At 38.8% G+C, this 24,301-nt stretch carries 16 protein-coding genes; 13 read left to right on the top strand and 3 right to left on the bottom strand.

Features of this window, described 5'->3' with window-relative positions:
• Positions 1-154: 154 nt before the first annotated feature.
• Positions 155-514, bottom strand: a complete 360-nt coding sequence (locus tag SMSK564_RS06935; protein WP_004236494.1) for a DUF3397 domain-containing protein — start codon at positions 512-514, stop codon at positions 155-157.
• Positions 515-605: 91 nt separating this feature from the next.
• Between SMSK564_RS06935 and mnmL the strand changes: the two genes are divergently transcribed.
• From mnmL to SMSK564_RS06915, 5 genes are all read left to right on the top strand, one after another.
• Positions 606-1,562 carry a tRNA modification radical SAM protein MnmL/YtqA gene (mnmL, locus tag SMSK564_RS06930; RefSeq protein ID WP_004236493.1) on the top strand — a complete coding sequence of 319 codons (957 nt, stop codon included), beginning with the start codon at positions 606-608 and terminating at the stop codon, positions 1,560-1,562.
• Positions 1,546-2,103, top strand: a complete 558-nt coding sequence (mnmM, locus tag SMSK564_RS0102300) for a tRNA 5-(aminomethyl)-2-thiouridylate-methyltransferase MnmM (protein WP_000828412.1) — start codon at positions 1,546-1,548, stop codon at positions 2,101-2,103. The genes mnmL and mnmM overlap by 17 nt, the downstream gene beginning before the upstream one ends.
• Positions 2,096-2,350, top strand: a complete 255-nt coding sequence (locus tag SMSK564_RS06925) for a hypothetical protein (protein WP_000361085.1) — start codon at positions 2,096-2,098, stop codon at positions 2,348-2,350. Before mnmM ends, SMSK564_RS06925 begins: the two co-directional genes overlap by 8 nt.
• 11 nt (positions 2,351-2,361) lie before the next feature.
• Positions 2,362-4,416: a cation:proton antiporter gene (locus SMSK564_RS06920; protein WP_000421671.1), complete on the top strand. Its 2,055-nt coding sequence runs from the start codon at positions 2,362-2,364 to the stop codon at positions 4,414-4,416.
• Positions 4,417-4,582: 166 nt separating this feature from the next.
• Entirely contained in the window at positions 4,583-5,443 is an 861-nt protein-coding gene (locus SMSK564_RS06915; RefSeq protein WP_000759532.1) for a YihY/virulence factor BrkB family protein, read from the top strand.
• Positions 5,444-5,633: 190 nt separating this feature from the next.
• On the opposite strand, the gene queA is transcribed toward SMSK564_RS06915, so the two are convergent.
• Entirely contained in the window at positions 5,634-6,662 is a 1,029-nt protein-coding gene (gene queA / locus SMSK564_RS06910) for a tRNA preQ1(34) S-adenosylmethionine ribosyltransferase-isomerase QueA (protein WP_001090127.1), read from the bottom strand.
• Positions 6,663-6,812: 150 nt separating this feature from the next.
• Between queA and SMSK564_RS06905 the strand changes: the two genes are divergently transcribed.
• A complete protein-coding gene (locus tag SMSK564_RS06905; protein WP_000864612.1) occupies positions 6,813-7,520 on the top strand; it encodes a glucosamine-6-phosphate deaminase in 708 nt (235 codons plus the stop codon).
• A gap of 151 nt (positions 7,521-7,671) precedes the next feature.
• Entirely contained in the window at positions 7,672-7,848 is a 177-nt protein-coding gene (gene rpsU, locus SMSK564_RS06900; RefSeq protein ID WP_000048054.1) for a 30S ribosomal protein S21, read from the top strand.
• Positions 7,849-7,887: 39 nt separating this feature from the next.
• Here rpsU and SMSK564_RS13640 read toward each other — a convergent pair whose 3' ends face one another.
• Positions 7,888-8,079 carry a hypothetical protein gene (locus tag SMSK564_RS13640; RefSeq protein WP_000693445.1) on the bottom strand — a complete coding sequence of 64 codons (192 nt, stop codon included), beginning with the start codon at positions 8,077-8,079 and terminating at the stop codon, positions 7,888-7,890.
• 96 nt (positions 8,080-8,175) lie between these two features.
• Here SMSK564_RS13640 and hprK point away from each other — a divergent pair, with 96 nt between their 5' ends.
• The 6 genes from hprK to SMSK564_RS06875 all read left to right on the top strand — a co-directional run.
• Complete coding sequence (hprK, locus tag SMSK564_RS06895) at positions 8,176-9,111, top strand: HPr(Ser) kinase/phosphatase (protein ID WP_000115133.1); 936 nt, start codon at positions 8,176-8,178, stop codon at positions 9,109-9,111.
• Complete coding sequence (gene lgt, locus SMSK564_RS0102290) at positions 9,104-9,892, top strand: prolipoprotein diacylglyceryl transferase (protein ID WP_000886646.1); 789 nt, start codon at positions 9,104-9,106, stop codon at positions 9,890-9,892. Before hprK ends, lgt begins: the two co-directional genes overlap by 8 nt.
• A complete protein-coding gene (locus SMSK564_RS06890) occupies positions 9,893-10,276 on the top strand; it encodes a DUF948 domain-containing protein (protein WP_000895038.1) in 384 nt (127 codons plus the stop codon).
• Positions 10,277-10,291: 15 nt separating this feature from the next.
• Positions 10,292-10,687 carry a YtxH domain-containing protein gene (locus tag SMSK564_RS06885; protein WP_000517368.1) on the top strand — a complete coding sequence of 132 codons (396 nt, stop codon included), beginning with the start codon at positions 10,292-10,294 and terminating at the stop codon, positions 10,685-10,687.
• A 503-nt stretch (positions 10,688-11,190) separates the two neighbouring features.
• On the top strand, positions 11,191-17,637 hold the full coding sequence (locus SMSK564_RS06880) for a G5 domain-containing protein (RefSeq protein ID WP_000651643.1): 6,447 nt from the start codon (positions 11,191-11,193) through the stop codon (positions 17,635-17,637).
• A gap of 833 nt (positions 17,638-18,470) precedes the next feature.
• The coding region (locus SMSK564_RS06875; RefSeq protein ID WP_000400414.1) for a G5 domain-containing protein at positions 18,471-24,301 on the top strand (5,831 nt) is incomplete at its 3' end.

Genomic DNA, 24,301 nt, shown 5'->3' with positions numbered 1-24,301 from the left:
TACAACCTAAAAGCAGTGCTTTTAGCAACCTGCGGCTAGCTTCCTAGTTTGCTTTTTGATTTTCATTGAGTATAAGAATTATTAAAAAAGATATAAAGAAAAACACTTCAATCACTCTATTTCAGCTTGATTGAGGTGTTTTCGATTTCATTTTTTATTTCTGAGCCATCAATTCAACAATCATCTCGATATACATGACCAGGGTCAATAAGAATCCTGCACGCCAGAAGAATTTGATGAATTTAGGATAGTAAAAGCTACGTTTTTTCAAAAGGAAGAAAAAGACGAGAATAATGGCTAGGACTGAGAGGGCTAGCCCCAGTCTAGGGAGGAAATTATGGGTAAAGGTTTTAGCTGTAATCAGGTAATACTCAAATACCAAGACTGGAAAAGCCAAATCCGCAAAGTTTCGTCCTAGTTTTTTTAATCTAAAAAGTTTGGTTATGATAATGCAGACGACTAAGGTCAGTATCAATAATAAAATAGATGCTAATTTCATTAAAATCATATCCATATTGTATCATAAAAAAAGGCTAATGGAAATGAGAAACAGAGGAATTTATAGGAAAGTCAGGCTTTTGAGATTGTGAGTGTTTTTTGTTATAATGAAGGTTATGAAATCTTATAATACCTTGAATGATTATTATCGAAAACTCTTTGGAGAAAAGACTTTTAAAGTCCCTATTGATGCGGGATTTGATTGTCCCAATCGTGATGGAACTGTGGCTCATGGAGGCTGTACTTTTTGTACAGTTTCAGGTTCTGGAGATGCTATCGTAGCACCGGATGCACCTATCCGTGAGCAATTTTATAAGGAAATTGACTTTATGCATCGTAAGTGGCCAGATGTTCAGAAGTATCTGGTTTATTTTCAAAATTTTACCAACACCCATGAAAAGGTGGAAGTCATCCGAGAGCGCTATGAGCAGGCTATCAACGAGCCAGGTGTGGTAGGCATCAATATCGGAACGCGGCCAGACTGTTTACCAGACGAAACCATTGAATATTTAGCTGAGTTATCGGAGCGCATGCATGTGACGGTTGAATTGGGCTTGCAGACCACTTATGAAACAACCTCTGATCTGATTAACCGTGCCCACTCTTATGAATTGTACGTGGAAACGGTCAAACGTTTGAGAAAGTATCCCAAGATTGAGATTGTTTCCCATCTGATCAATGGCTTGCCTGGTGAAACCCATGAGATGATGATTGAAAATGTCCGTCGCTGTGTCACGGATAACGATATTCAAGGGATTAAACTGCACTTGCTTCACCTGATGACCAATACACGTATGCAACGGGACTACCACGAGGGACGTTTACAGTTGATGAGTCAGGACGAATATGTCAAGGTCATCTGTGACCAACTGGAAATCATTCCCAAGCATATCGTCATCCATCGAATTACAGGAGATGCGCCTAGAGATATGCTGATTGGGCCTATGTGGAGCCTCAATAAATGGGAAGTACTCAACAGCATTGAGATGGAGATGCGACGTCGTGGAAGCGTTCAAGGATGCAAGGCTGTAAAACAGGAGTTTGAAAATGAAAAGACCCCTTGAGATGGCACATGATTTTTTGGCTGAGGTAGTGACAAAAGAGGATATCGTAGTGGATGCGACTATGGGAAATGGTCACGACACACTTTTTCTAGCCAAGCTAGCCAAGAAAGTCTATGCCTTTGATATTCAGGAACAAGCCTTGGAAAAGACGCAAGAGCGTTTGGACCAGGCTAGCCTGACAAATGCCCAGTTAATCTTGCAAGGTCATGAGACACTGGACCAGTTTGTGACAGAAGTCAAGGCAGGGATTTTTAATCTGGGCTATCTGCCGTCAGCTGATAAGTCAGTCATTACCCAACCTCAGACAACGATTGAAGCATTAGAAAAGCTGTGTCATTTGCTTGTCAAAGGTGGACGGATTGCCATTATGATCTACTATGGTCATGATGGAGGCGACATCGAGAGGGATGCTGTCTTGGATTTTGTTAGCCAGTTGAAGCAACAAGAGTATACAGCTGCCATTTACCGAACCCTGAACCAAGTTAATAACCCGCCATTTTTAGTGATGATTGAAAAATTAGAGAGATATAGACATGGATAAACAATACTTACGTGAAAAGCTGGATGCCATGCGCCAGAATTTTGTTGAATCAACCCACCACGAACGAGCGGTGGGTGTGCTAGACCAAGCGCATATGAGCAAAAAAATGCTTAAAATTAAGAAAAAATTAGTTGCTCTTGAGATGGAACGGTGCCAGAGAAAAATTGAGCACAAAGATTGTTCCAAGATTGACCAAAAAATCAAAGAGCAGAAGGAGATATTTGAATCCTGTTGTAAAAAAGATTAAGGAGGACGTGCGTGGAATTACTGATTTACCTCATCCTATTTTTAATGGTTTTGATTGTCTCAAGTACAACCAACAAGCTCCTGCCCTTTTTGCCTCTCCCTTTGGTGCAGATTCTTTTGGGAATCGTGATTGGTCTCTTTTTACTCAATACTGACTTTCATCTCAATACAGAGTTGTTTTTGGCCCTGGTTATCGGGCCCTTGCTTTTCCGAGAGTCGGAGGAAGCAGATATTACGGCTATTTTAAAACACTGGCGAATCATTATCTATCTCATATTTCCAGTGATTTTTATCTCGACCCTGAGTTTGGGTGGCTTGGCCCACCTTCTTTGGTTCAGCCTTCCCTTGGCGGCTTGCTTGGCTGTTGGGGCAGCTCTTGGCCCTACGGACTTGGTTGCCTTTGCTTCTCTTTCGGAGCGTTTTAGCTTTCCTAAGCGCGTGTCCAATATCCTTAAGGGTGAAGGACTCTTGAATGATGCATCTGGTTTGGTTGCCTTTCAGGTAGCTTTGACAGCTTGGACAACAGGAGCCTTTTCCCTTGGGCAAGCTAGCAGTTCGCTCATCTTTTCAATCCTAGGTGGTTTTTTAATTGGATTTTTAACAGCCATGACCAACCGTTTCCTCCATAGCTTCTTGCTAAGTGTGAGAGCGACGGATATTGCCAGTGAACTTTTATTAGAATTGAGTTTGCCTCTGGTGACCTTCTTTCTGGCAGAAGAAGTCCATGTTTCAGGGATTATTGCCGTTGTGGTTGCTGGGATTTTAAAGGCAAGCCGTTTTAAGAAAATTACGCTCCTCGAAGCTCAAGTGGATACGGTAACCGAGACGGTCTGGCATACAGTGAACTTTATGCTCAACGGTTCTGTCTTTGTGATTTTAGGGATGGAGCTGGAAATGATAGCAGAGCCTATCTTGACCAATCCAATCTATAATCCCTTACTCTTGCTGGTATCGCTTGTCGCCCTTACCTTTGTCCTCTTTGCTATTCGTTTTGTCATGATTTATGGCTATTATGCCTATAGGACTAGACGTCTCAAGAAAAAGCTAAATAAGTATATGAAGGACATGCTTCTCTTGACCTTCTCAGGTGTTAAGGGAACGGTGTCGATTGCTACAATCCTTCTGATACCAAGTAATCTAGAGCAGGAGTATCCTCTCTTGCTTTTCCTCGTCGCAGGTGTGACACTTGTAAGCTTTTTAACAGGCCTCGTGGTCTTGCCTCAGCTTTCTGACGAACAGGAAGAAAGCAAGGATTATCTCATGCATATCGCCATTTTGAATGAAGTAACGCTAGAGTTGGAAAAAGAGTTGGAAGATACCAGAAATAAACTTCCCCTCTATGCGGCTATTGACAATTACCATGGACGTATTGAAAATCTCATTTTAAGCCAAGAAAACCAAGATGATCAAGAAGACTGGGCTGCTTTGAAACTCTTGATTCTTAGTATTGAAAGTGATGGATTGGAACAGGCCTATGAAGAGGGAAACATTAGCAATCGTGCTTACCGAGTTTACCAACGTTATCTGAAAAATATAGAACGAGGCATCAATCGTAAATTTGCGTCACGATTGACCTATTATTTCCTTGTTTCTTTGCGGATTTTACGTTTTCTCCTTCATGAAGTTTTTACTCTCGGAAAGACCTTCCGTAGCTGGAAGGACAAGGAGCAAAGCCGTCTCCGTGCTCTTGATTATGACCAAATTGCAGAGCTCTATCTTGCCAATACAGAGATGATTATTGAAAGTTTGGAAAACCTGAAGGGAGTCTATAGACGCTCTTTGATTAGTTTTATGCAGGAGTCTCGTCTTCGTGAAACAGCTATTATCAGCAGTGGTGCCTTTGTCGAACGGGTTATTACACGTATCAAACCCAACAATATCGATGAAATGCTGAGGGGCTATTATTTGGAGCGCAAGTTGATTTTTGAATATGAAGAGAAACGATTGATTACGAACAAGTATGCCAAGAAATTACGACAAAATGTCAATAACTTAGAGAACTATTCCTTGAAGGAAGCTGCCAATACCCTGCCTTATGATATGGTGGAATTGGTAAGAAGAAATTAGTTAATACTCTTCAAACCACGTCAGCGTCGCCTTGGATTATATATGTGACTGACTTCGTCAGTTTCATCTACAACCTCAAAGCAGTGCTTTGAGCAACCTACGGCTAGTTTCCTAGTTTGCTCTTTGATTTTCATTGAGTATAAGATTATAAGTGAAGGAGTGTTACATGAAAAAGTGGTGGAACGAGCTGATAGACAAGCCTTTAGTAAAAGCCTTTTTGTATTATTATCAAGCATCAGATAGTGAGTTGACCAGTGTCGCGGTAGCCTACTATTGGTTGATTTCGATTTTTCCCCTGCTTTTGGTGGTGGTCAATATCCTCCCCTATTTTCAGATTCCTGTGGGAGAATTTCTGGGCTTTATGAAAGACGTCCTGCCCCCAAGCCTCTATGAAGGTGTGGAAAAAATAGCTAGAGAAGTCTTGACGCAACCTTCAACAGGTTTGTTGAGTTTTTCTGTCTTGTCGGCGCTATGGAGTTTTTCAAAATCTATGAATTTCTTGCAAAAAGCTTTTAACAAGGCTTATGGCGTCGAAAAGAGTCGTGGACTTATTTCCCATCAGATGGTGAGTCTCCTGGTCAGTTTTGGTTTGCAGCTCCTCTTTGCGTTTGCCTTGTTTTTGAGCTTATTTGGGCAGATGATTTTGGATTTACTTGCTCATTATTGGACAAAAGATGGCATTATCTATCAGGCTTTACAAGGTTTGGCAGGTCCTCTGACTTACGCCCTCCTCTTTGCTATCTTGGTCATGCTTTATTATTTTCTTCCCAATCTATCTAACAGGAAAATTAGTTATACCCTACCAGGTAGTGCCTTTGTTCTCTTAGTGATTTTAGGTTTACTAACTCTGTTCTCTAGTTATCTCAATTACTATGTCCATCATTTAGTGGACGTCCGAATTTTAGGTTCTGTTCTTCTTGTTGTTATGATGTTTTGGTTTATCTTGATTGCTAAAATTGTTATCCTAGGCGCGGTGATCAATGCTAGTGTTCAGAGTTTGAAAGATCCGAGCTTGAGAAAAGACTAACTTATACTCAATGAAAATCAAAGAGCAAGCTAGGAAACTAGCAGCAGGTTGCTCAAAGCACTGCTTTGAGGTTGTAGATGAAGCTGACCTGGTTTGAAGAGATTTTCAAATAGTATAATTCTTTATCCATTACAAAACGCATACTATCAAGGTTTTATTACCTGATAATATGCGTTTTTTCATTATGAAATTAATAGATAAACATGGCATCGCCAAAACTGAAGAAGCGGTAGTGTTCTTGGATGGCATGGTGATAAGCATCTAAGACTAATTCACGGCCTGCAAAAGCAGAAACCAACATGACCAGAGTTGATTTTGGCAGATGGAAGTTGGTTGAGAAGGCATCCACTACCTTCCATTCATAGCCAGGTTTGATAAAGATATTGGTCCAGCCAGAATCTGCTTGGATTTGCCCATCAAACTTGGAACCAACAGTCTCCAAGGTGCGGATAGAAGTGGTTCCGACAGCGATGATGCGACCACCATTTTCTTTGACAGAGCGAAGGGTGCTAGCAGCCTCCTCAGAAAGTTGATAGAATTCTGAGTGCATTTCGTGTTCGTCCAGATTGTCAACTGAAACAGGTCTAAAGGTTCCGAGTCCGACATGAAGAGTCAGATAGACTAGATGAACACCCTTAGCTTGGATTTCTGCCAGCAATTCTTTGGTGAAGTGCAATCCAGCAGTTGGTGCTGCAGCAGAGCCACTTTCCTTGGCGTAAACGGTTTGATAGCGTTCACGGTCATCCAGTTTTTCATGGATATAAGGCGGTAGCGGCATTTCACCCAGACTTTCTAAGACTTCTAGGAAAATTCCTTGGTATTCAAAGCGGACAATGCGGCCCCCGTGGGTCAATTCTTCTGTCACGACAGCGCTGAGACGGCCATCACCAAAGCTGACACGAGTACCGACCTTGAGGCGTTTGGCAGGTTTAGCCAGAACTTCCCACTCGTCTCCACTAGTGTTTTTAAGGAGGAGCAGTTCCACATGACCTCCTGTTTCCTCCTTTTGACCATAGAGGCGGGCAGGGAGAACGCGGGTGTCGTTCATGACAAGGGCGTCACCGGGTTCCAGCATATCAATAATAGAGTGGAAGTGTTTATCCTGCATTTCTCCAGTATCACGGTTGACAATGAGGAGTTTAGAGGCATCCCGTTTTTCAAGGGGCGTTTGGGCAATCAATTCCTCGGGTAAGTGGAAATCAAAATCAGCTGTATTCATATATATGTACATTCTTTCTAAGTTCTAATCCTATCCATTATAACATGTTTCAAGTTTGGACGCTCTTTTTTTAGAAAATAAATCGTTTTCACTTGACAAAAATTGGTCTATACCATATAATAAATATAGACAGAAATGGAGGATGAAAAGATGAAAGTTATTAAAGTTGAAAACCAAGTTGAAGGTGGAAAAGTTGCTTTTGAGATTTTGAAGGAAAAATTGGACAACGGCGCTCAAACCCTAGGACTTGCGACAGGAAGCAGTCCACTTGAATTTTACAAGGAAATTGTTGAGAGTGACCTTGATTTTTCAAATCTAACCAGTGTCAACCTTGATGAGTATGTAGGGCTTGATGGCGACAATCCTCAGTCTTACCGTCACTTCATGCAAGAAAACTTGTTCAACCAAAAACCATTTAAAGAAAGTTTCTTGCCTCGTGGGGTTAAGGACAATGCTGAAGCTGAAGTAGAACGCTACAATCAAATTTTGGCTGACCATCCAGTTGACCTGCAAATTTTGGGAATCGGTCGCAATGGACATATCGGCTTTAATGAACCTGGTACTCCATTTGACAGTCAAACGCATCTAGTCGAACTTGACCAGTCGACTATCGAAGCCAATGCGCGCTTCTTTGATAAGATTGAAGACGTCCCAACCCAAGCCATTTCAATGGGGATTAAAAATATCTTGGATGCCAAGTCAATCCTTCTCTTTGCTTACGGTGAATCAAAAGCAGAAGCCATTGCTGGAACAGTTTCTGGCCCGGTGACTGAGAATCTACCAGCAAGTAGCCTACAAAATCACCCTGATGTGACCATTATCGCAGATGCTGAAGCGCTTAGCTTACTTGAAAAATAAAAAACGAAACCCTTCAGTTTCTTCTACCTGAGTACTTTAAACTCTTGTATAAATGGCAGAAAAAATCAAAATTAAACCGCATTTTTTCTTGACAATTATTCCTTTTACGTGTAGAATAGAATAGATCTTGAACTTGAAGGGAGTGAAAAAAATGTCTAAAACAGTAGTACGTAAGAATGAATCTCTTGACGACGCACTTCGTCGTTTCAAACGTGCGGTTACTAAAGCTGGTACTCTTCAAGAAACACGCAAACGTGAATTCTATGAAAAACCTTCTGTAAAGCGTAAACGTAAGTCAGAAGCAGCTCGTAAACGTAAAAAATTCTAATTAGAAATGAAAGGCTGGAGAAATCTAGTCCTTTTTCTTTTAATACTCTTCGAAAATCTCTTCAAACCACGTCAACGTCGCCTTGCCGTAGATATGGTTACTGACTTCGTCAGTTCTATCTGCAACCTCAAAACAATGTTTTGAGCTGACTTCGTCAGTCTTATCTACAACCTCAAAACAGTGTTTTGAGCAGCCTACGGCTAGTTTCCTAGTTTGCTCTTTGATTTTCATTGAGTATAAATAAATACTCCAAAGCCTGCAAAAATCTCAAATATCCTCCTACAATTTGATATAATAGTAAAAAGAACTCGATTGAAGGAGGAAATGATGTCGGTTTTAGTAAAAGACGTGATTGAAAAGCTTAGACTAGACATTGTCTATGGCGAACCAGAATTACTTGAAAAGGAAATCAATATAGCGGATATTACGCGACCTGGTCTTGAAATGACAGGCTACTTTGACTACTATACGCCAGAGCGGATCCAGCTCTTGGGGATGAAGGAGTGGTCTTATCTGATTAGCATGCCTTCCAACAGCCGTTATGAAGTTTTGAAAAAAATGTTTCTACCTGAGACACCCGCGGTCATTGTTGCTCGTGGTTTGGTGGTTCCAGAGGAGATGTTAAAGGCTGCTAGAGAATGTAAGATTGCCATTTTAACCAGCCGTACAGCTACTAGTCGTTTGTCTGGAGAATTATCTAGTTATTTGGATTCTCGTTTGGCGGAACGCACCAGTGTTCACGGTGTCTTGATGGATATCTATGGGATGGGTGTCTTGATTCAAGGCGATAGTGGCATCGGTAAGAGCGAGACAGGTCTTGAGCTTGTCAAACGTGGTCACCGCTTGGTAGCCGATGACCGTGTCGATATCTTTTCTAAGGACGAGATTACTCTTTGGGGTGAACCTGCTGAAATCTTGAAACACTTGCTTGAAATTCGTGGAGTTGGGATTATCAATGTTATGAGTCTCTACGGTGCTAGTGCGGTCAAGGATTCTTCACAGGTTCAGCTAGCTGTCTACTTGGAAAATTACGATACACATAAGACTTTTGATCGTCTTGGAAACAATGCGGAGGAAATAGAAATTTCTGGCGTAGCCATTCCTCGTATCCGCATCCCAGTGAAAACAGGTCGTAATATCTCTGTAGTAATAGAGGCAGCTGCCATGAACTATCGTGCCAAGGAAATGGGCTTTGATGCGACGCGTTTATTCGAAGAACGCTTGACAAATCTTATTGCTCAAAACGAGGTGCCTAATGCTTGATCCAATTGCTATTCATCTAGGTCCTCTAGCCATTCGTTGGTATGCCCTGTGTATTGTGACAGGTTTGATTCTTGCGGTTTATTTGACCATGAAAGAAGCGCCTAGAAAGAAGATCATACCAGACGATATTTTAGATTTTATCTTGATAGCCTTTCCCTTGGCTATTTTAGGAGCACGTCTCTACTATGTTATTTTCCGTTTTGATTACTATAGTCAGAATTTGGGAGAGATTTTTGCCATTTGGAATGGTGGTTTGGCTATTTACGGTGGTTTGATTACAGGGGCTATTGTACTTTATATCTTTGCTGATCGTAAACTTATCAATACTTGGGATTTTCTAGATATTGCAGCGCCTAGCGTTATGATTGCCCAAAGTTTGGGTCGCTGGGGCAATTTCTTTAACCAAGAAGCTTATGGTGCAGCAGTGGATAATTTGGATTATCTACCTGCCTTTATCCGTGATCAGATGTATATTGAGGGGAGCTACCGTCAACCGACCTTCCTTTATGAGTCTCTATGGAATCTACTTGGCTTTGCCTTGATTTTGATATTGAGACGAAAATGGAAGAGTCTCAGACGAGGTCATATCACTGCTTTCTACTTGATTTGGTATGGTTTTGGTCGTATGGTCATCGAAGGTATGCGGACAGATAGTCTCATGTTCTTTGGCCTTCGAGTGTCTCAATGGCTATCAGTTATCCTTATCGGTCTCGGTATTTTTATCATTCTTTATCAAAATCGAAAGAAGGCCCCTTACTATGTTACAGAGGAGGAAAAATAAATGTTAGAAGTTGCATATATTCTTGTTGCCCTAGCTTTGATTGTCTTTTTAGTCTATCTAATCATTACTGTACAAAAGCTTGGTCGTGTTATCGATGAAACAGAGAAGACGATTAAAACCTTGACTTCAGATGTGGATGTGACCTTGCATCATACCAATGAATTGCTGGCTAAGGTCAATGTCTTGGCAGATGATATCAATGTCAAGGTGGCAACGATTGATCCACTCTTTAATGCTGTCGCAGATTTATCTCTATCTGTTTCAGACCTCAATGACCATGCGCGTGTCTTGAGCAAGAAAGCTTCCTCAGCTGGTTCAAAAACACTCAAGACCGGTGCAAGTTTGTCAGCTCTTCGTCTTGCAAGTAAATTTTTCAAAAAATAAAAAAGGAGAATCCTTATGGGTAAACTATCCTCAATCCTTTTAGGAACCGTTTCAGGTGCAGCTCTTGCCTTGTTTTTAACAAGCGACAAGGGCAAACAAGTTTGCAGTCAGGCTCAAGATTTTCTAGATGATTTGAGAGAAGATCCGGAGTATGCCAAGGAGCAGGTCTGTGAAAAACTGACAGAAGTTAAGGATCAGGCTACAGATTTTGTTCTGAAAACCAAAGAACAGGTAGAGTCAGGTGAAATCACTGTGGACAGTGTACTTGCTCAAGCCAAATCATGTGCTCGTCAAGCAACAGAAGCATCAAAAAATCAATTCAATAACCTCAAGGAGCAATGGCAAGAAAAGGCAGAAATTCTTGACCAAGCAGAAGAGATTGTGATTGATATCAAAGAAGAAAAAATCTAGATTTGATGAGACTGGGCAAAAACTCAATTCTAGGAAAAAAATGAAGTAAATCTTTTTACAATAAAACACATAATATCAAGTTTTTTCAATACTTGATATTATGTGTTTTTTGATTTTAAAGGCTTTTTAATAAACTTTTTTTAAATACATGAGTGTTATGAATTTTTATGGTATAATGGCAGTGTTGGAAGTGAAATATTTATACTCTTTGAAAATCTCTTCAAACTACGTCAGCTTCACCTTGCCGTACTCCAGTACAGCCTGCGGCTAGCTTCCTAGTTTGCTCTTTGATTTTCATTGAGTATTACATTTTTTTATATTTTACTGATATTTTAGTAATATTAAGCAATCCATTTTCTATGATTAGAAATCAATGTGGTAGTTTATGATGAAGTAGAGGAAAAGCTCTAAAATTTTAGTCAAGAAACGATTTAGTATTCTGTCTATGTAAAATATTAGAAGCCTCTATTTTGTAAAAAATAGTTAGAAAGAAAGTTGGTAAAATGAAAGATATTTTTAATAAACGTCAACGTTTTTCGATTCGAAAGTTTTCTGTTGGAGTGGCTTCTGTATTAATAGGAATTGCCTTGTTTACACCATCTCAGGGAGTGCTTGCTTCTACGGAAAATTCCCCATCTTCTGTGGAGAAAAGAGAAGCAGTTCAACCTATACCAGATAATCAAAATAATCCTGCTTCTGAGTTAGATACCAGAGATGTTCCAATAAGATCTACAAGGACTACAGAACTCGGTACATCTGGGGATAAGGAAAATAATAGCTTGATCACAAGGGCTTCCGTGGCGGGTGAAGACAGATCAAGCACTCCAGAGGTGAGAGCAGCATCCAATCCTTCCGAGGTTAAAAAGTATGAATTAACTGATGAGTATGCTAAGCAAATAAAAGCAGGAGTAATCGGTTCAGAAGGTAATAAGCTTGACAGTTTGTTACTAAACGGCCCTAAGTTAAGTCCAGAAGCTTATACAGATGAAGATTACTTGAAGGATAAAGAAGAACTTTATATTTATGAAAAGGACGGAAAAAAGTATGTAGGCTATAATAGTCATCCTATGTTAGAAGATACTGATGGTGATGGTATTATTGACAGTAAAGAAAAGCCAGATGAAAAATTAAAATGGAATGTCAGTGAGCGCGATATGATTATGTTCATGGAATTGTCTTACCGTGATGATGATTATATTGATAAAGTTTTAAATAATAAGAAGCAATTAACAGAGGCGGATTTATACAAAAAGAAAGGCGAAAGTAAACCACGCTATGAATACATGATGATGAATAGGGAATTAGCTCCTTATTGGAAAAGAAAGAAAAGCTATCATACATCCAGTGGACTAGATGCTGTCTTGTATGAAACTAAGAGTGATTTCTTATATTTACCAAATGGAACTGCACAAGTGTTAGCCTTTCGTGGAACAAGTGATGCCAAAGATATTGTGGCTGATGGAGTACTTGGAGTAGGAAGCAATCCTCAGCAAGGGAACGATGCAGAAAATATCATGCGCGAACTAGCTAAAGATAAGAGTATTACCAATCTTTATTTGACAGGACATTCTTTAGGAGGATACTTAGTACAACGGGCAATGGTTGAAGCCTATCAGTTGGCATATTCTGATAGCAGAGTCATGTCTCCTAAAGAACAGCAGGCTTATAGAAACTTTTATAATAATGTATTAAAAAAAGGAACAACATTCAATGCTCCAAAAGTTGTGACAAGTTGGGTTTCCCGTCGTGAATTTTGGCAAAAAGGTTTAGATAGCAAAAAAATAGCTAAGTCTGGTAAAATGACTCATTATATTGTTGATAATGATTCGACGATAAGAAAAGGTGTCAGCAATGATAGTGATGTTGTTATAAATGTTGGACGGACAAGCGGAGGTCATAGTTCACGTTCTTATTTTGAAGCCGATCTGATTAATAGACGATCAGAGTTTATGTCTGGGAAACGAATTTCCTTAGATGGGACAGGTTATCAAGATAAAAAAATTACAACAGTTAAATCTGTAGAAAAATTTGGAGAAACTACTGTATACAGTAAAAGCGGAGATGACATCATTAAGTCAACAACTGTGAGTATGAAAGATCCTGATACAGGACAGATTACTAAAAATACACTTGATGAAGTGTTTAAGAAAGATGGTGCCAAGGCTAAGGTTGTCGTTACACCACTTGATCCAAGTGTTCGTTATGAAAAAGACGCCACAAGGGCTAAAGAAGAAGCAAAAGTCACAGTATCTGGTACTCCAGGCACTAGTACAGTAACGACAACTTATACAGTAAATCCAAACAATGGAGAAGCTATTGCACATGTAGGACAACCAGTAGTTAAGCAACCGGCAATAGAAACAGTTGTCAAAGTCGCAGCCAAGGATGAAGTAGAATACATTAAAAAAGGAGCCGACGTTGTTAAGAAGACAACAAGCTACACAGTAAACTCAAAAACTGGCAGTCTTACTTCGACTGAGAAGGAAGAAGTAGTCAATAAAGGTGGCGCGAAGGATTTAGTTGAGTATAATTCAGTTGAACCCAAACCAGTTTATTTAAAAGATGAGAACAGTCCAAAAGGTACTGATACCGTTCAATTTCCAGGGAAATCAGGAAAAACTAAAGTCACCACAACCTATAGCGTAAATCCAGTAAATGGAACCCTAACTCCATCAAAAAGCAAACCAGAAGTCGTAACTATACCAATAGCTAGAGTTGTAAAAGTGGGAGCGAAAGATAAAGTAGAAGTAGAGACAATCCCATCCCCAGTAAAATACGAAAAAGATATTAGTCGAGAAAAAGGCCAAGACAATATTACTGTTGCAGGAAAAGACGGAAGTAAAACAACAACAACGACTTATACAGTAAATCCAAACAATGGAGAAGCTATTGCACATGTAGGAAATCCAGTAATAGTAAATCCAACAGAAACAATAGTTAAAGTTGCAGCGAAGGACAAAGTAGTAGAAACCCCGATTGAACCTGAAGTAGAATACGTTAAAGATGTTGAAGAAAACTTCGGTGCAACATCTCAGCGTACTGAGGGTAAAAAAGGTAAAACAGTTACTACAACTACTTACGATGTAGATCCAAAGGACGGTCATATCACAGAGCACGTTGGCAACCCAGTGGTCACCCCAGCTGGTAAAACAATCGTTAAGGTTGGGGCTAAAACTAAGGTTGAGCGTAGCAAGGATGACCAAGGTCGTGAAGTTATCAACACTACAACTTATGAAGTTGATTCAAAGACCGGTAAGGTGACTCCAACAACAGTAACTACTTACGGAACAAGGAAAGAAGCAACGGTTGAGAAGAAGGTAGTACCATCTCCAGTAGTTTACGAAAAAGATGATACAAAAGAAAAAGGTACTGAAGCAATCACTGTTAAAGGTGAAGATGGTGAAGATACAATCACAACAACGTACAAAGTAAATCCAACAACAGGGGAAATTACCCCAAGTGTAGGAAAACCAGTTCGTACGAAAGAACCAACTAATACGATCGTTAAAGTTCCAGCTAAGGATAAAGTAGACGTAGAAACAATCCCATCTCCAGTAAAATACGAAAAAGATACTAGTCGCGAAAAAGGTCAAGATAATATTACTGTCCCAGGAAAAGCTGGAAGTAAGACCACCACAACGACCTACACAGTAAATCCAAATAATGGGGAAGTTACTCCAAATGTAGGAGAGCCGGTAATAGTAAAACCAACGGATACAATTATCAAAGTAGCAGCAAAAGATAAAGTAGTATACTCTAAAGATGGGGATAACATTGTCAAAGAAGTTACTACATATATAGTAAATCCAACCAATGGAAACATCACAGGGCATACAACAAAAGAAACGTTTAAAGAAAACGGATTGAAGGATAAAGTAGAAGTAGAAACAATCCCATCTCCAGTAAAATACGAAAAAGATACTAGTCGCGAAAAAGGTCAAGATAATATTACTGTCCCAGGAAAAGCTGGAAGTAAGACCACCACAACGACTTACACATTAAATCCAAACAGTGGAGAAGCTATTGCACATGTAGGAGAGCCAGTAATAGTAAATCCAACAACTACTATCGTTAAAGTAGCAGCGAAAGATAAAGTAGTAACTTCTAAAGATGGAAATAACATTGTGAAGACAGCAACTTCATATACAGTAAATCCAGATAATGGAAACATAATAGAGCATACAACAAAAGAAACATTTAAAGAAAATGGATTGAAAGATAAAGTAGAAGTAGAAACAATCCCATCCCCAGTAAAATACGAAAAAGATGCTAGTCGTGATAGAGGTCAAGAAAATATTACTGTTGCAGGAAAAGACGGAAGTAAGACCACCACAACGACTTACACAGTAAATCCAGACAATGGGGAAGTTACTCCAAATGTAGGAAATCCAGTAATAGTAAATCCAACAGAAACAATAGTTAAAGTTGCGGCTAAGGATAAAGTAGTAGAAACACCAATTGAACCTGCAGTGGTTTATGAAAAAGATGACACTCGTGACTTCGGTACACCAGCTCAGCGTACTGAGGGTGAAAAAGGTAAAGCAGTTACTACAACTACTTACGATGTAGATCCAAAGGACGGTCATATCACAGAACACGTTGATAACCCAGTGGTCACCCCAGCTGGCAAAACAATCGTTAAGGTTGGGGCTAAAACTAAGGTTGAGCGTAGCAAGGATGACCAAGGTCGTGAAGTTATCAACACTACAACTTATGAAGTTGATCCAAAAACAGGTAAGGTAACTCCTACAACAGTAACTACTTACGGAACAAGTAAAGAAGCAACGGTTGAGAAGAGAGTAGTACCATCTCTAGTACGTTACGAAAAAGATGATACGAAAGAAAAAGGTACTGAAGTAATCACCGTTAAAGGTGAAGATGGTGAAGATACCATCACAACAACGTACAAAGTAAATCCAACAACAGGGGAAATTACCCCAACTGTAGGAAAACCAGTTCGTACGAAAGAACCAACAGAAACAGTTGTAAAAGTTCCAGCCAAAGACAAAGTAGTAGACACACTAATTGAACCCGCAGTGGTTTATGAAAAAGATGATACTCGTGACTTCGGTACACCAGCTCAGCGTACTGAGGGTGAAAAAGGTAAAACAGTTACTACAACCACTTACGATGTAGATCCAAAGGACGGTCATATTACAGAGCACGTTGGTCACCCAGTGGTCACCCCAGCAGGTAAGACAGTCGTTAAAGTAGGTGCGAAAACTAAGGTTGAACACTCTAAAGATCCTGAAGGTCGTGATGTGACTGATACCACTACCTATGAAGTTGATCCAAAAACAGGTAAGGTGACTCCAACAACAGTAACTACTTACGGAACAAGTAAAGAAGCAACGGTTGAGAAGAGAGTAGTACCATCATCAGTACGTTACGAAAAAGATGATACGAAAGAAAAAGGTACTGAAGCAATCACCGTTAAAGGTGAAGATGGTGAAGATACTATCACAACAACGTACAAAGTAAATCCAACAACAGGGGAAATTACCCCAAGTGTAGGAAAACCAGTTCGTACGAAAGAACCAACGAATACAGTCGTTAAAGTTGCAGCCAAGGACAAAGTAGTAGAAACACCGATTGAACCAGAAGTGGAATACGTTAAAGATGTTGAAAAAGACTTCGGTACACCAGATGAGCGTACTGAGGGTGAAAAAGGTAAAGCAGTTACTACAACCACTTACGATGTAGATCCAAAGAACGGTCATATCACAGCACACGTTGGCACCCCAGTAGTCAGCCCAGCAGGTAAGACAATCGTTAAAGTAGGAGCTAAAACTAAGGTTGAACACTCTAAAGATTCTGAAGGTCGCGATGTGATTGATACCACTACCTATGAAGTTGATCCAAAAACAGGTAAGGTAACTCCGACAACAGTTCGAACTTATGGAATAACGAAAGAACCAAAAGTAGAGTTAGAACAAAATCCTAAGACAGGTGATGTTACAGTAACACCGAAGAAACCAGATGGCTCAACATACCCACCAGGAACTACGGTAGAAATCCCAGGTAAAGGTGATAAGCCAATCACAGTCACAATCGGTGAAGACGGTAAAGGTAAAGTACCAAACAGTGAATTACCAGAAGGTAAAGTTCCGGGTACAGGTAAGATTACTGAACCAGGTAAACCAGCTGTGGAAGTTCCAGTAGAAAATCCAGCTAAGGTAACAATTTTTGAAAACGGTGTATTACCGGCTTCAATTGAATTGCCAGAGCTAATGATTGAGGTTCGCTGGATTGATGAAGATGGAAATGTATTGAAACCATCCGTTAAGACAGGTAATGAAAAGGATGCTGAACATGGATCAATTCCAGGATATGAATTTGTACGAACTGTGATAGCTGAAAATGAACCAGTAATGACCCACATTTTCAGAAAAGTAAGTGGAAGTACACATTCAAATCCAGCAACTCCACCTAAGGTAACAATTTTTGAAAATGGTGTATTACCGGCTTCAATTGAATTGCCAGAGCTAATGATTGAGGTTCGCTGGATTGATGAAGATGGAAATGTATTGAAACCATCCGTTAAGACAGGTAATGAAAAGGATGCTGAACATGGATCAATTCCAGAATATGAATTTGTACGAACTGTGATTGATGAAAATGAACCAGTAATTACCCACATTTTCAGAAAAGTAAGTGGAACTACAAATACAAATCCAGTTGCGCCAGTAACACCTGATACTAATGGAAGTTCTGCTCAAGATACACCTGCACCAATAACTCCAACTCCAACTCCAATTCCAGATGTAGTTACTCCAAATGCAGATCCGGTAGATACTAAGACTACTGTTGATAATGGAGCTAAGTCAAATGATTCTCAAAATGTATTACCAAGTACAGGAACAGAATCAAATGCGAATCTTGCCTCTCTAGGACTTCTTGGTATGCTAGGTGGTCTCGGACTTGCTCTTGCAAAGAAAAAAGAAGACTAAAAATGTAGTCAAAATATGAATTGTTCATTGTTAAGTGGACAATGAACACAAAAGATTAAAAAACAGCCTTGTTCCTCATTTCAAGAGGTGCAAGGCTGTTCTTGTATTTTCGAAAAAGTAGGTATCAATAATCGTACTAAGAGATAGTGGACTGAAATAAATGTGTACAAATCGATTATGGGGGTTAGATCAATTTCTAAAAATGAATTAGAAGTTTTGTTGTACTGTTCTAACCTCAACTAACTATACTCATTTGAAATCAAAATTCCCTGTTTATTGATAGCCTATTCAAGAAATATCGTTGTATAAGTGCATACTTTGAAATGATAGGCATAGGGAATTAATAATAGGATTTTCAATTAAAACTATCATATATCTGTTTATGAGACGAAAGTTTGTGAATTTGATTTAAAATAGTATAAGTTTATATGTATAGGAGATATATGGAGAAGACTTTAAAATGAAGGGTCGGATATTTATTGTTATGAAGAGTTGTTTTTAATTATTATAGACTTCTTGGTTACGTTTTATTAAAATCTTAAAATCAGCCTTATTTATACTGTTTTTGTTTGATTGAATATGTTAAAAATGGTATAATTGAGCTGTGATAGCTGTGATAGCTGTGATAGCTGTGATAGCTGTGATAGCTGTGATAGCTGTGATAGCTGTGATAGCTGTGATAGCTGTGATAGCTGTGATAGCTGTGATAGCTGTGATAGCTGTGATGTTATTTGCTGATAGCGATCATCATAGTGATTTTTATAGCTTAACTCTTTTTAAGGAGTTGAAGTTATAAAGATTGCTTTTTAATTATATTTTCCTTAGGAGGAGAAATGGAACACAAATCTAATTCATATAAAGTAAAGCGTCATCAACGGGAAAAAGTCCTGCGCTTTTCTATTCGTAAATATAGTTTCGGTGCCGCTTCAGTAGCTGTTGCAGCACTGATGTTTTTGGGTGCGCGCGTTGCTAGTGCGGATACCGTAAGCGGAAGCGGTTCACAATCTACGGCGGGTGTAGTACAACCTAACGATAAGGGCGACTCGCCTGTGGGTATTAAGGAACCTACTGAAAATAAACCAGAAGTAGTCAATAATTCTTTAGAAAATAAAGAAACTGCACTTGTTGAAAATGGTAGTAATACGGTTGATAAAACTAAGTTGAGAAAAGTAGTTGAAGAATTAAATTCTCTTCTTTCAACTAAATTAAACCTTGACGACTCAGTGCTTTCTTCTGTAAAAGAAAGAGTTCAGAAAGCTCAGGCATTACTAGATAAAGCTGATGCAGTTCAAAAAGATATTAATGAACTAAAAGAACTTTTGTCTGCTGATTTAGCTACTTTATCTAATGCGGTAAAAGAATCAAGTGAGGTTCGAGAAAGTAATACTGGAACTGAGGCTGAAAAACCAGCGAGCCAATCTTCTTCTGAAGTAAGAGCAAGCGAAGAGAATCAAACTGTATCAGCTAAAAAAGATTCTTTGAAAGTATCTGTTGATCAATTGCAGGCAGCAATTTTAGAAGTTCCTAAACATGATACCACGAAAGAAGTTCTTGAAAAAGCCAATGAAGTCATGGTCTTAGCTCAAGGCGTTCTTGAAAATACAACAGTATCTCTAACAGATGTTGAACAAATGAACAAACTTGTGAAGAGAATGTTTAACTCTGTTAAAAACGCTACATTACGTCTGAGTTCAGGTTCTCACGATCCACGTCATGGTCAAAGCATGGGTCAAGGTACAGGTTTTAGAGCTGCAACGGTATCTCCAACATGGACTAATCAGAATAACCTGTTAATCTATCAACGATTCCGTGCAACTGATGGTAGTGGAAACATTAGGAATGACAATAGACAATTCACAGAGAATAAAGTGGATATGACAGCTCGAATTGAGACGATTAATGGGCAGAAATATCTGGTTTACGATGTCTTCTTTAATAACGATGGACAGTCAATGGCTGTTCTTAGTAGACAACAACAATATAATGTCATTTTACCTGCAAAAATTTTAGATTTAGTACCTGACGGAAGAAATGCAGGAGCTTATAAGTCAGACACTATTAGCGATTTACGCTTTGACACATATAAAAGAAAAAATCAAGATGAAGGTGGGACTCTTTCTCAAAATCCTGATAAATTCAGATATGAATCAACTCAAAATTTTAACTTTTTAAGTGATAGTAGTCACTCTAAAGGGTACCTAACATTTTTTAACACTCTAGGTGTTCGTCAGAATGGTAACTCATATAATCAAGATATGAAGGACTATTTTAAAAACAATAAAACTGATCAATTTTTAAAAGATGCAGTGGCATTAGATGGAGTGCACAAGCGGTGGTCTTATGGTATAGGGGTGAGAACCAATGATAAAACAGCTGCTGTACACATGCATTTTAAAGCAAAATTAAGATCAGGTGTAACGGATGAAGATGTTCAAAAAGCATTTACTCTAGCCATTGCAGGTACTTATGGAGAGACAACAAGCCAATCGTATGTTTTTGGATCAGGAAAAAAGGATGGAGAAAATGTAGAACCAACTGTTAAACAAAGTGCAAAATACCCTATAAGCGGTAGAGAGGTTACAAAGAAAGTCGATGCCCCTCTTGGCGATCTAGATAAGCCGGTGGATGCTGGTTTCGTAACAGGAAATAATAACTTCCCTACAGATATCCGTTGGAGTTGGCCAGATGGGAAACCAAATACGACTACAGCAGGGGTATTTCGTTATAAAGTGAAAGCACAGTACTCTGATAATACTTCAAATACTACTGATGCAACATTGAAAGTGCTTCCAAAGCAACCTGTAATTGACCAAAATTCTGTAAATGAAAAAGCAGGGAAGACTGGGCAAACGGTTACTGTAAATGTAGGTAAGGGAGTTCCTGATAATTCTACAGTGACATTATATAGTGGTAATACGGTTATTGGAACTGGGAACACTAAGGGAACAACTGCTACAATTACGGTATCAAAAGCATTACCGTCTACAGCCATTACAGCTAAAACAACTGTCAAAAATAATGGCACAGTAGAGTCAGAGTTTAGTGCACCTGTAACACCAACAGAAGTTCCTGACAAGGCAGCGCCAACAGTATCGATTAACGGAAACAGATTGACAACAAATGCGGATGATAATCGTTTTATTATTTATCGTGGAGCAAACTTTAATCCTACATTTAGAGTTCAGGATGATAAGAGTAATAATGTAAACTTATCAATTACTGGACTTCCAAACGGAGTTGCAAATGTCACGACTAGTGGTGGTAAAGAGTTTAATTATACAATTCCAGATAATTATGTAGCAGATGGCGCTTCATTTGGAGAAAGTACTGCGACTGTGGTTGCAAATGATGGTCGTAATAGTGCAACATATAAATTTAAATATCGTATTGTAGATATTCAAGCAAAAAATAGTACGACAGAAAATCGTGCTCTTGGAAGTGAATTAGGAGATCCTCATAACCACTTCAAAGTAGCAGAAAGTAATACTGCAGAGAATGATAAGTATTACCCAAGTAATATGCAGTTTAAATGGAATGAATTAAATCTTAGCACATTCCAAACTACTGAAGTTTCTAATAATACGAGATTAAACGAATCAGGAAGAATTACTAAGTATATTGCTACGGCTGTATTCCCTGGTGTGGTGAATACGAAAGAAATAGATCGTGTAAATTATACAATCTATTCACCTGCTAAAAAAGCAGTACAAATGACGTTTAATGTGACGGATACTGTAAAACCAATAGTGAAACTTGTTGGTGATGATGGATCTGACACAACACTTTCAGAATCAACTCCAGAAGCAAGTTTACCGAGAGTAACCGTATATCGTGGCGAAAAAGCAAATGTTACGATAAAAGCTTCAGATAACACAGGCAAAATTAAAGAACTTCGTGGAAGTGGGATGCCAAACGGTATTTGGTTCAATAAAAATCCTAATGCGAATAGTGAAGTTTGGTTAAGTAGTGACAACGCTACAGAAACAAATCCACTAAGACACACGATAACAGGTGTTGTAGAAAAAGGTAACAGAATTGAAGAAAAAAGCGTTACAATAAATGCAACTGATAAGAGTGATCCATCAAATGTGACAACTGTTAAATTCAAAATGGTTGTGAAAGAGCAGAAAGATAAATACACACCGACAGCAGGAACAACACCAGTAGCTGTAAATAATATTGGAAGTATTAGTAATTCAGATTTAGATAAAATTAAAAACTCTGTGTCTGTACCAAATCTTTCACCAGAAGCTATTCGAGATGGTGGAGTTAGAACATCGTTGAAAAATAATGGAGCAGTAACAACAACAGCTGGTAAAAAATATGTCACTGTAGAAGTAACATATCCAGATGGAAGTAAAGATGAAGTTCCAGTCGAAGTACAACAAAATACCAATGTTGTAAAACGTCCAATTATTAACTTGAAACAAGGCGAAACACTATCAGCGGCAGAAATGAAGACCATTGTTGAATTACAAGATGGATCTAGCAAACAACCTTTACCAGCTGATGCTGTCGTAACAGCAACATTTAACACTAATACTGTAAGAGATGGAAACTGGACAGATATTACAGTTCGATTCAATGATGGAACTTCTAAAACAGTTAGAGCTAATTATAATGTTAAGGCTACATTCCCAGTAGCGAACACTGTTTATGATTTCAGAGGAGTTACTAGAACTAATGATTCTGAAAGCAATTACTATGTAAACAGAGGTCTACCAACTGGAATGAGCTGGTTTGTTAAGAAAGGAACCGAAAATAAACCTGACGCAAGAATCCATACTTACTTAGAAACAGATGGTTTAGGTAAGACAGATTATACATTTGGAGCTTATTATGCAGCTAGCAGATTTAATGACAATGAATCAAATGTTAATTTAAAATTAAAACATGAGGGAACTGTTTCTCACCATGTTTACGATGTGATGGCTGCCCCTAACAGGATTATTGTTAATAATGGAGCAACATTAACAGAGGAAAATGCTAAAGCTGCTGTTACTAAGGTTGCAGGTTCAGAAGATTTACCAACAGGTACAACTTACGAGTGGGTAAACCAAGATGGTACACCACTTGCGAATAAGCAGGTAACAGAGAAGGGTGAAGCTACTCGTTATGTAAAAGTAACATTACCAAAAACTGCGGAAGATGGACCAGTAGCTACTCAATATAGATCATCTAAAATCGTAACAGTTACTATAAACGAAAGCGAAAAGCCCAAAGTATCATTCGATGGAAGTGAATTATCTACAGATGCTAGAAATGAAAATAGCAAATTTGTTATTTTCCGTGGTGCAACTTTCGATCCAACCTTTACAGTAAGTGATAATTCTGGAAAGGTAACTGAGGTTAAAGCTTCTGGTCTTCCAAGTGGAAGAGAATTTGTTAAAAACACAGATACACCAAACGGAAATGTTCAAATTACAGGAAATGATATCACAGCTACTTCAAATGCTGCCTTAGGGGATCATATCGGGAAAGTCCTTGTAAAAGACGCATCAGGTAATGAGCAAGAGTATCAATTCAAATATACAGTTGTAGATATTAAAACAGTTGAAAATCCTAAGACAGTTCCAATAAATACTAAACTAGGTGATTCGCATTTTCATGTGAAGTTAGTGAATTCGGATGCAACAGACGCGACAAGTCAAGAGAGTCTCTATCCGCTTAATACAAAATTCAAATGGAAAAAAGAAACTAATGAAGTGTCAAGTGAAACACAACTTAGTGAACCAGGTAAAATAACTGGCTATAAAGCGGTTGTGGAATCGCCAGCAGCTCGTGCAGGATTTTATACCAAAAATGGTGTGAAAATTTATATGCCAGCTTCGATTGAAAGAGATATTACATTCCTTGTTAAACCGAATGATATTATACGTTATAGTAAAAATGGAGATGACGTTGATAAAACAACAACAACGCATACTGTAGATCCGGATACTGGAAAAATTACACCAACACCGAATACAGTAACTCATCAAAAAGACGGAGCAAAAGATACAGTTGTCACACAAACAATCCCAGTAACAACACGATACGAACCAGACCCAACTAAAGATGTAGGAACGAACACAGTTGTAAACAACGGTTCTGAAGGTTCGATAGTAACAACAACTCCAAAACTTGTTAATGAAATTACTGGGGAAGTAACTAATGGAGTACCGGTTGTTAGAAAAACTGAAATGGTGCCAAAAGTCGTTAAAGTAGGTACTAAACCAAAAGTGGTAGAAACACCAATTGAAAAACCAGTACGTTACGAAGCAGATCCAACAAGACCAAAAGGTGAGAAGACAACAGAAACAGAAGGTAAAGACGGAAAAATTGTTAAAACAACACCGTACATTGTAAACTCTGATGGAAGTGTAACGGAAGGTGAAACAACAAGCGTTCGAACAGAACCAAAAGAAAAAGTTGTAAAAGTTGGAACACAGCCAAAAGTGGAAACTAAAGTCATTCCTATTGAAACAACCTACCAAGAAGATCCAACTAAAGAAGTTGGCAATAACGAAATAATTGACAATGGTTCAGAAGGAAGAGTGGTAACAACAACACCTTATATTGTTAATGATAAGACAGGAGAGGTTACTGAAGGTCAACCAAGAGTAGAACGTACAGAAATGAGACCTAAAGTAGTAAAAGTAGGAACCAAAGAAGCGAAACGTAT

The organism is Streptococcus mitis SK564 (assembly GCF_000148525.1).
Taxonomy (GTDB): Bacteria; Bacillota; Bacilli; order Lactobacillales; family Streptococcaceae; genus Streptococcus; species Streptococcus mitis_H.
Note: the sequence above shows the minus strand (reverse complement) of the source record. Positions and strands in the feature narration are given on the sequence as shown.

What these genes read in the sequence shown, in the direction of transcription:
- SMSK564_RS06925 (WP_000361085.1), top strand. Translation starts at nt 2,096, where the DNA reads ATGGATAAACAATACTTACGTGAAAAGCTGGATGCCATGCGCCAGAAT.
- SMSK564_RS06885 (WP_000517368.1), top strand. Translation starts at nt 10,292, where the DNA reads ATGGGTAAACTATCCTCAATCCTTTTAGGAACCGTTTCAGGTGCAGCT.
- mnmL (WP_004236493.1), top strand. Translation starts at nt 606, where the DNA reads ATGAAGGTTATGAAATCTTATAATACCTTGAATGATTATTATCGAAAA.
- SMSK564_RS06880 (WP_000651643.1), top strand. Translation starts at nt 11,191, where the DNA reads ATGAAAGATATTTTTAATAAACGTCAACGTTTTTCGATTCGAAAGTTT.
- SMSK564_RS06915 (WP_000759532.1), top strand. Translation starts at nt 4,583, where the DNA reads ATGAAAAAGTGGTGGAACGAGCTGATAGACAAGCCTTTAGTAAAAGCC.
- lgt (WP_000886646.1), top strand. Translation starts at nt 9,104, where the DNA reads ATGCTTGATCCAATTGCTATTCATCTAGGTCCTCTAGCCATTCGTTGG.
- hprK (WP_000115133.1), top strand. Translation starts at nt 8,176, where the DNA reads ATGTCGGTTTTAGTAAAAGACGTGATTGAAAAGCTTAGACTAGACATT.
- SMSK564_RS06935 (WP_004236494.1), bottom strand. Translation starts at nt 514, where the DNA reads ATGGATATGATTTTAATGAAATTAGCATCTATTTTATTATTGATACTG.
- SMSK564_RS13640 (WP_000693445.1), bottom strand. Translation starts at nt 8,079, where the DNA reads ATGAAAATCAAAGAGCAAACTAGGAAACTAGCCGTAGGCTGCTCAAAA.
- rpsU (WP_000048054.1), top strand. Translation starts at nt 7,672, where the DNA reads ATGTCTAAAACAGTAGTACGTAAGAATGAATCTCTTGACGACGCACTT.
- queA (WP_001090127.1), bottom strand. Translation starts at nt 6,662, where the DNA reads ATGAATACAGCTGATTTTGATTTCCACTTACCCGAGGAATTGATTGCC.
- SMSK564_RS06890 (WP_000895038.1), top strand. Translation starts at nt 9,893, where the DNA reads ATGTTAGAAGTTGCATATATTCTTGTTGCCCTAGCTTTGATTGTCTTT.
- SMSK564_RS06905 (WP_000864612.1), top strand. Translation starts at nt 6,813, where the DNA reads ATGAAAGTTATTAAAGTTGAAAACCAAGTTGAAGGTGGAAAAGTTGCT.
- mnmM (WP_000828412.1), top strand. Translation starts at nt 1,546, where the DNA reads ATGAAAAGACCCCTTGAGATGGCACATGATTTTTTGGCTGAGGTAGTG.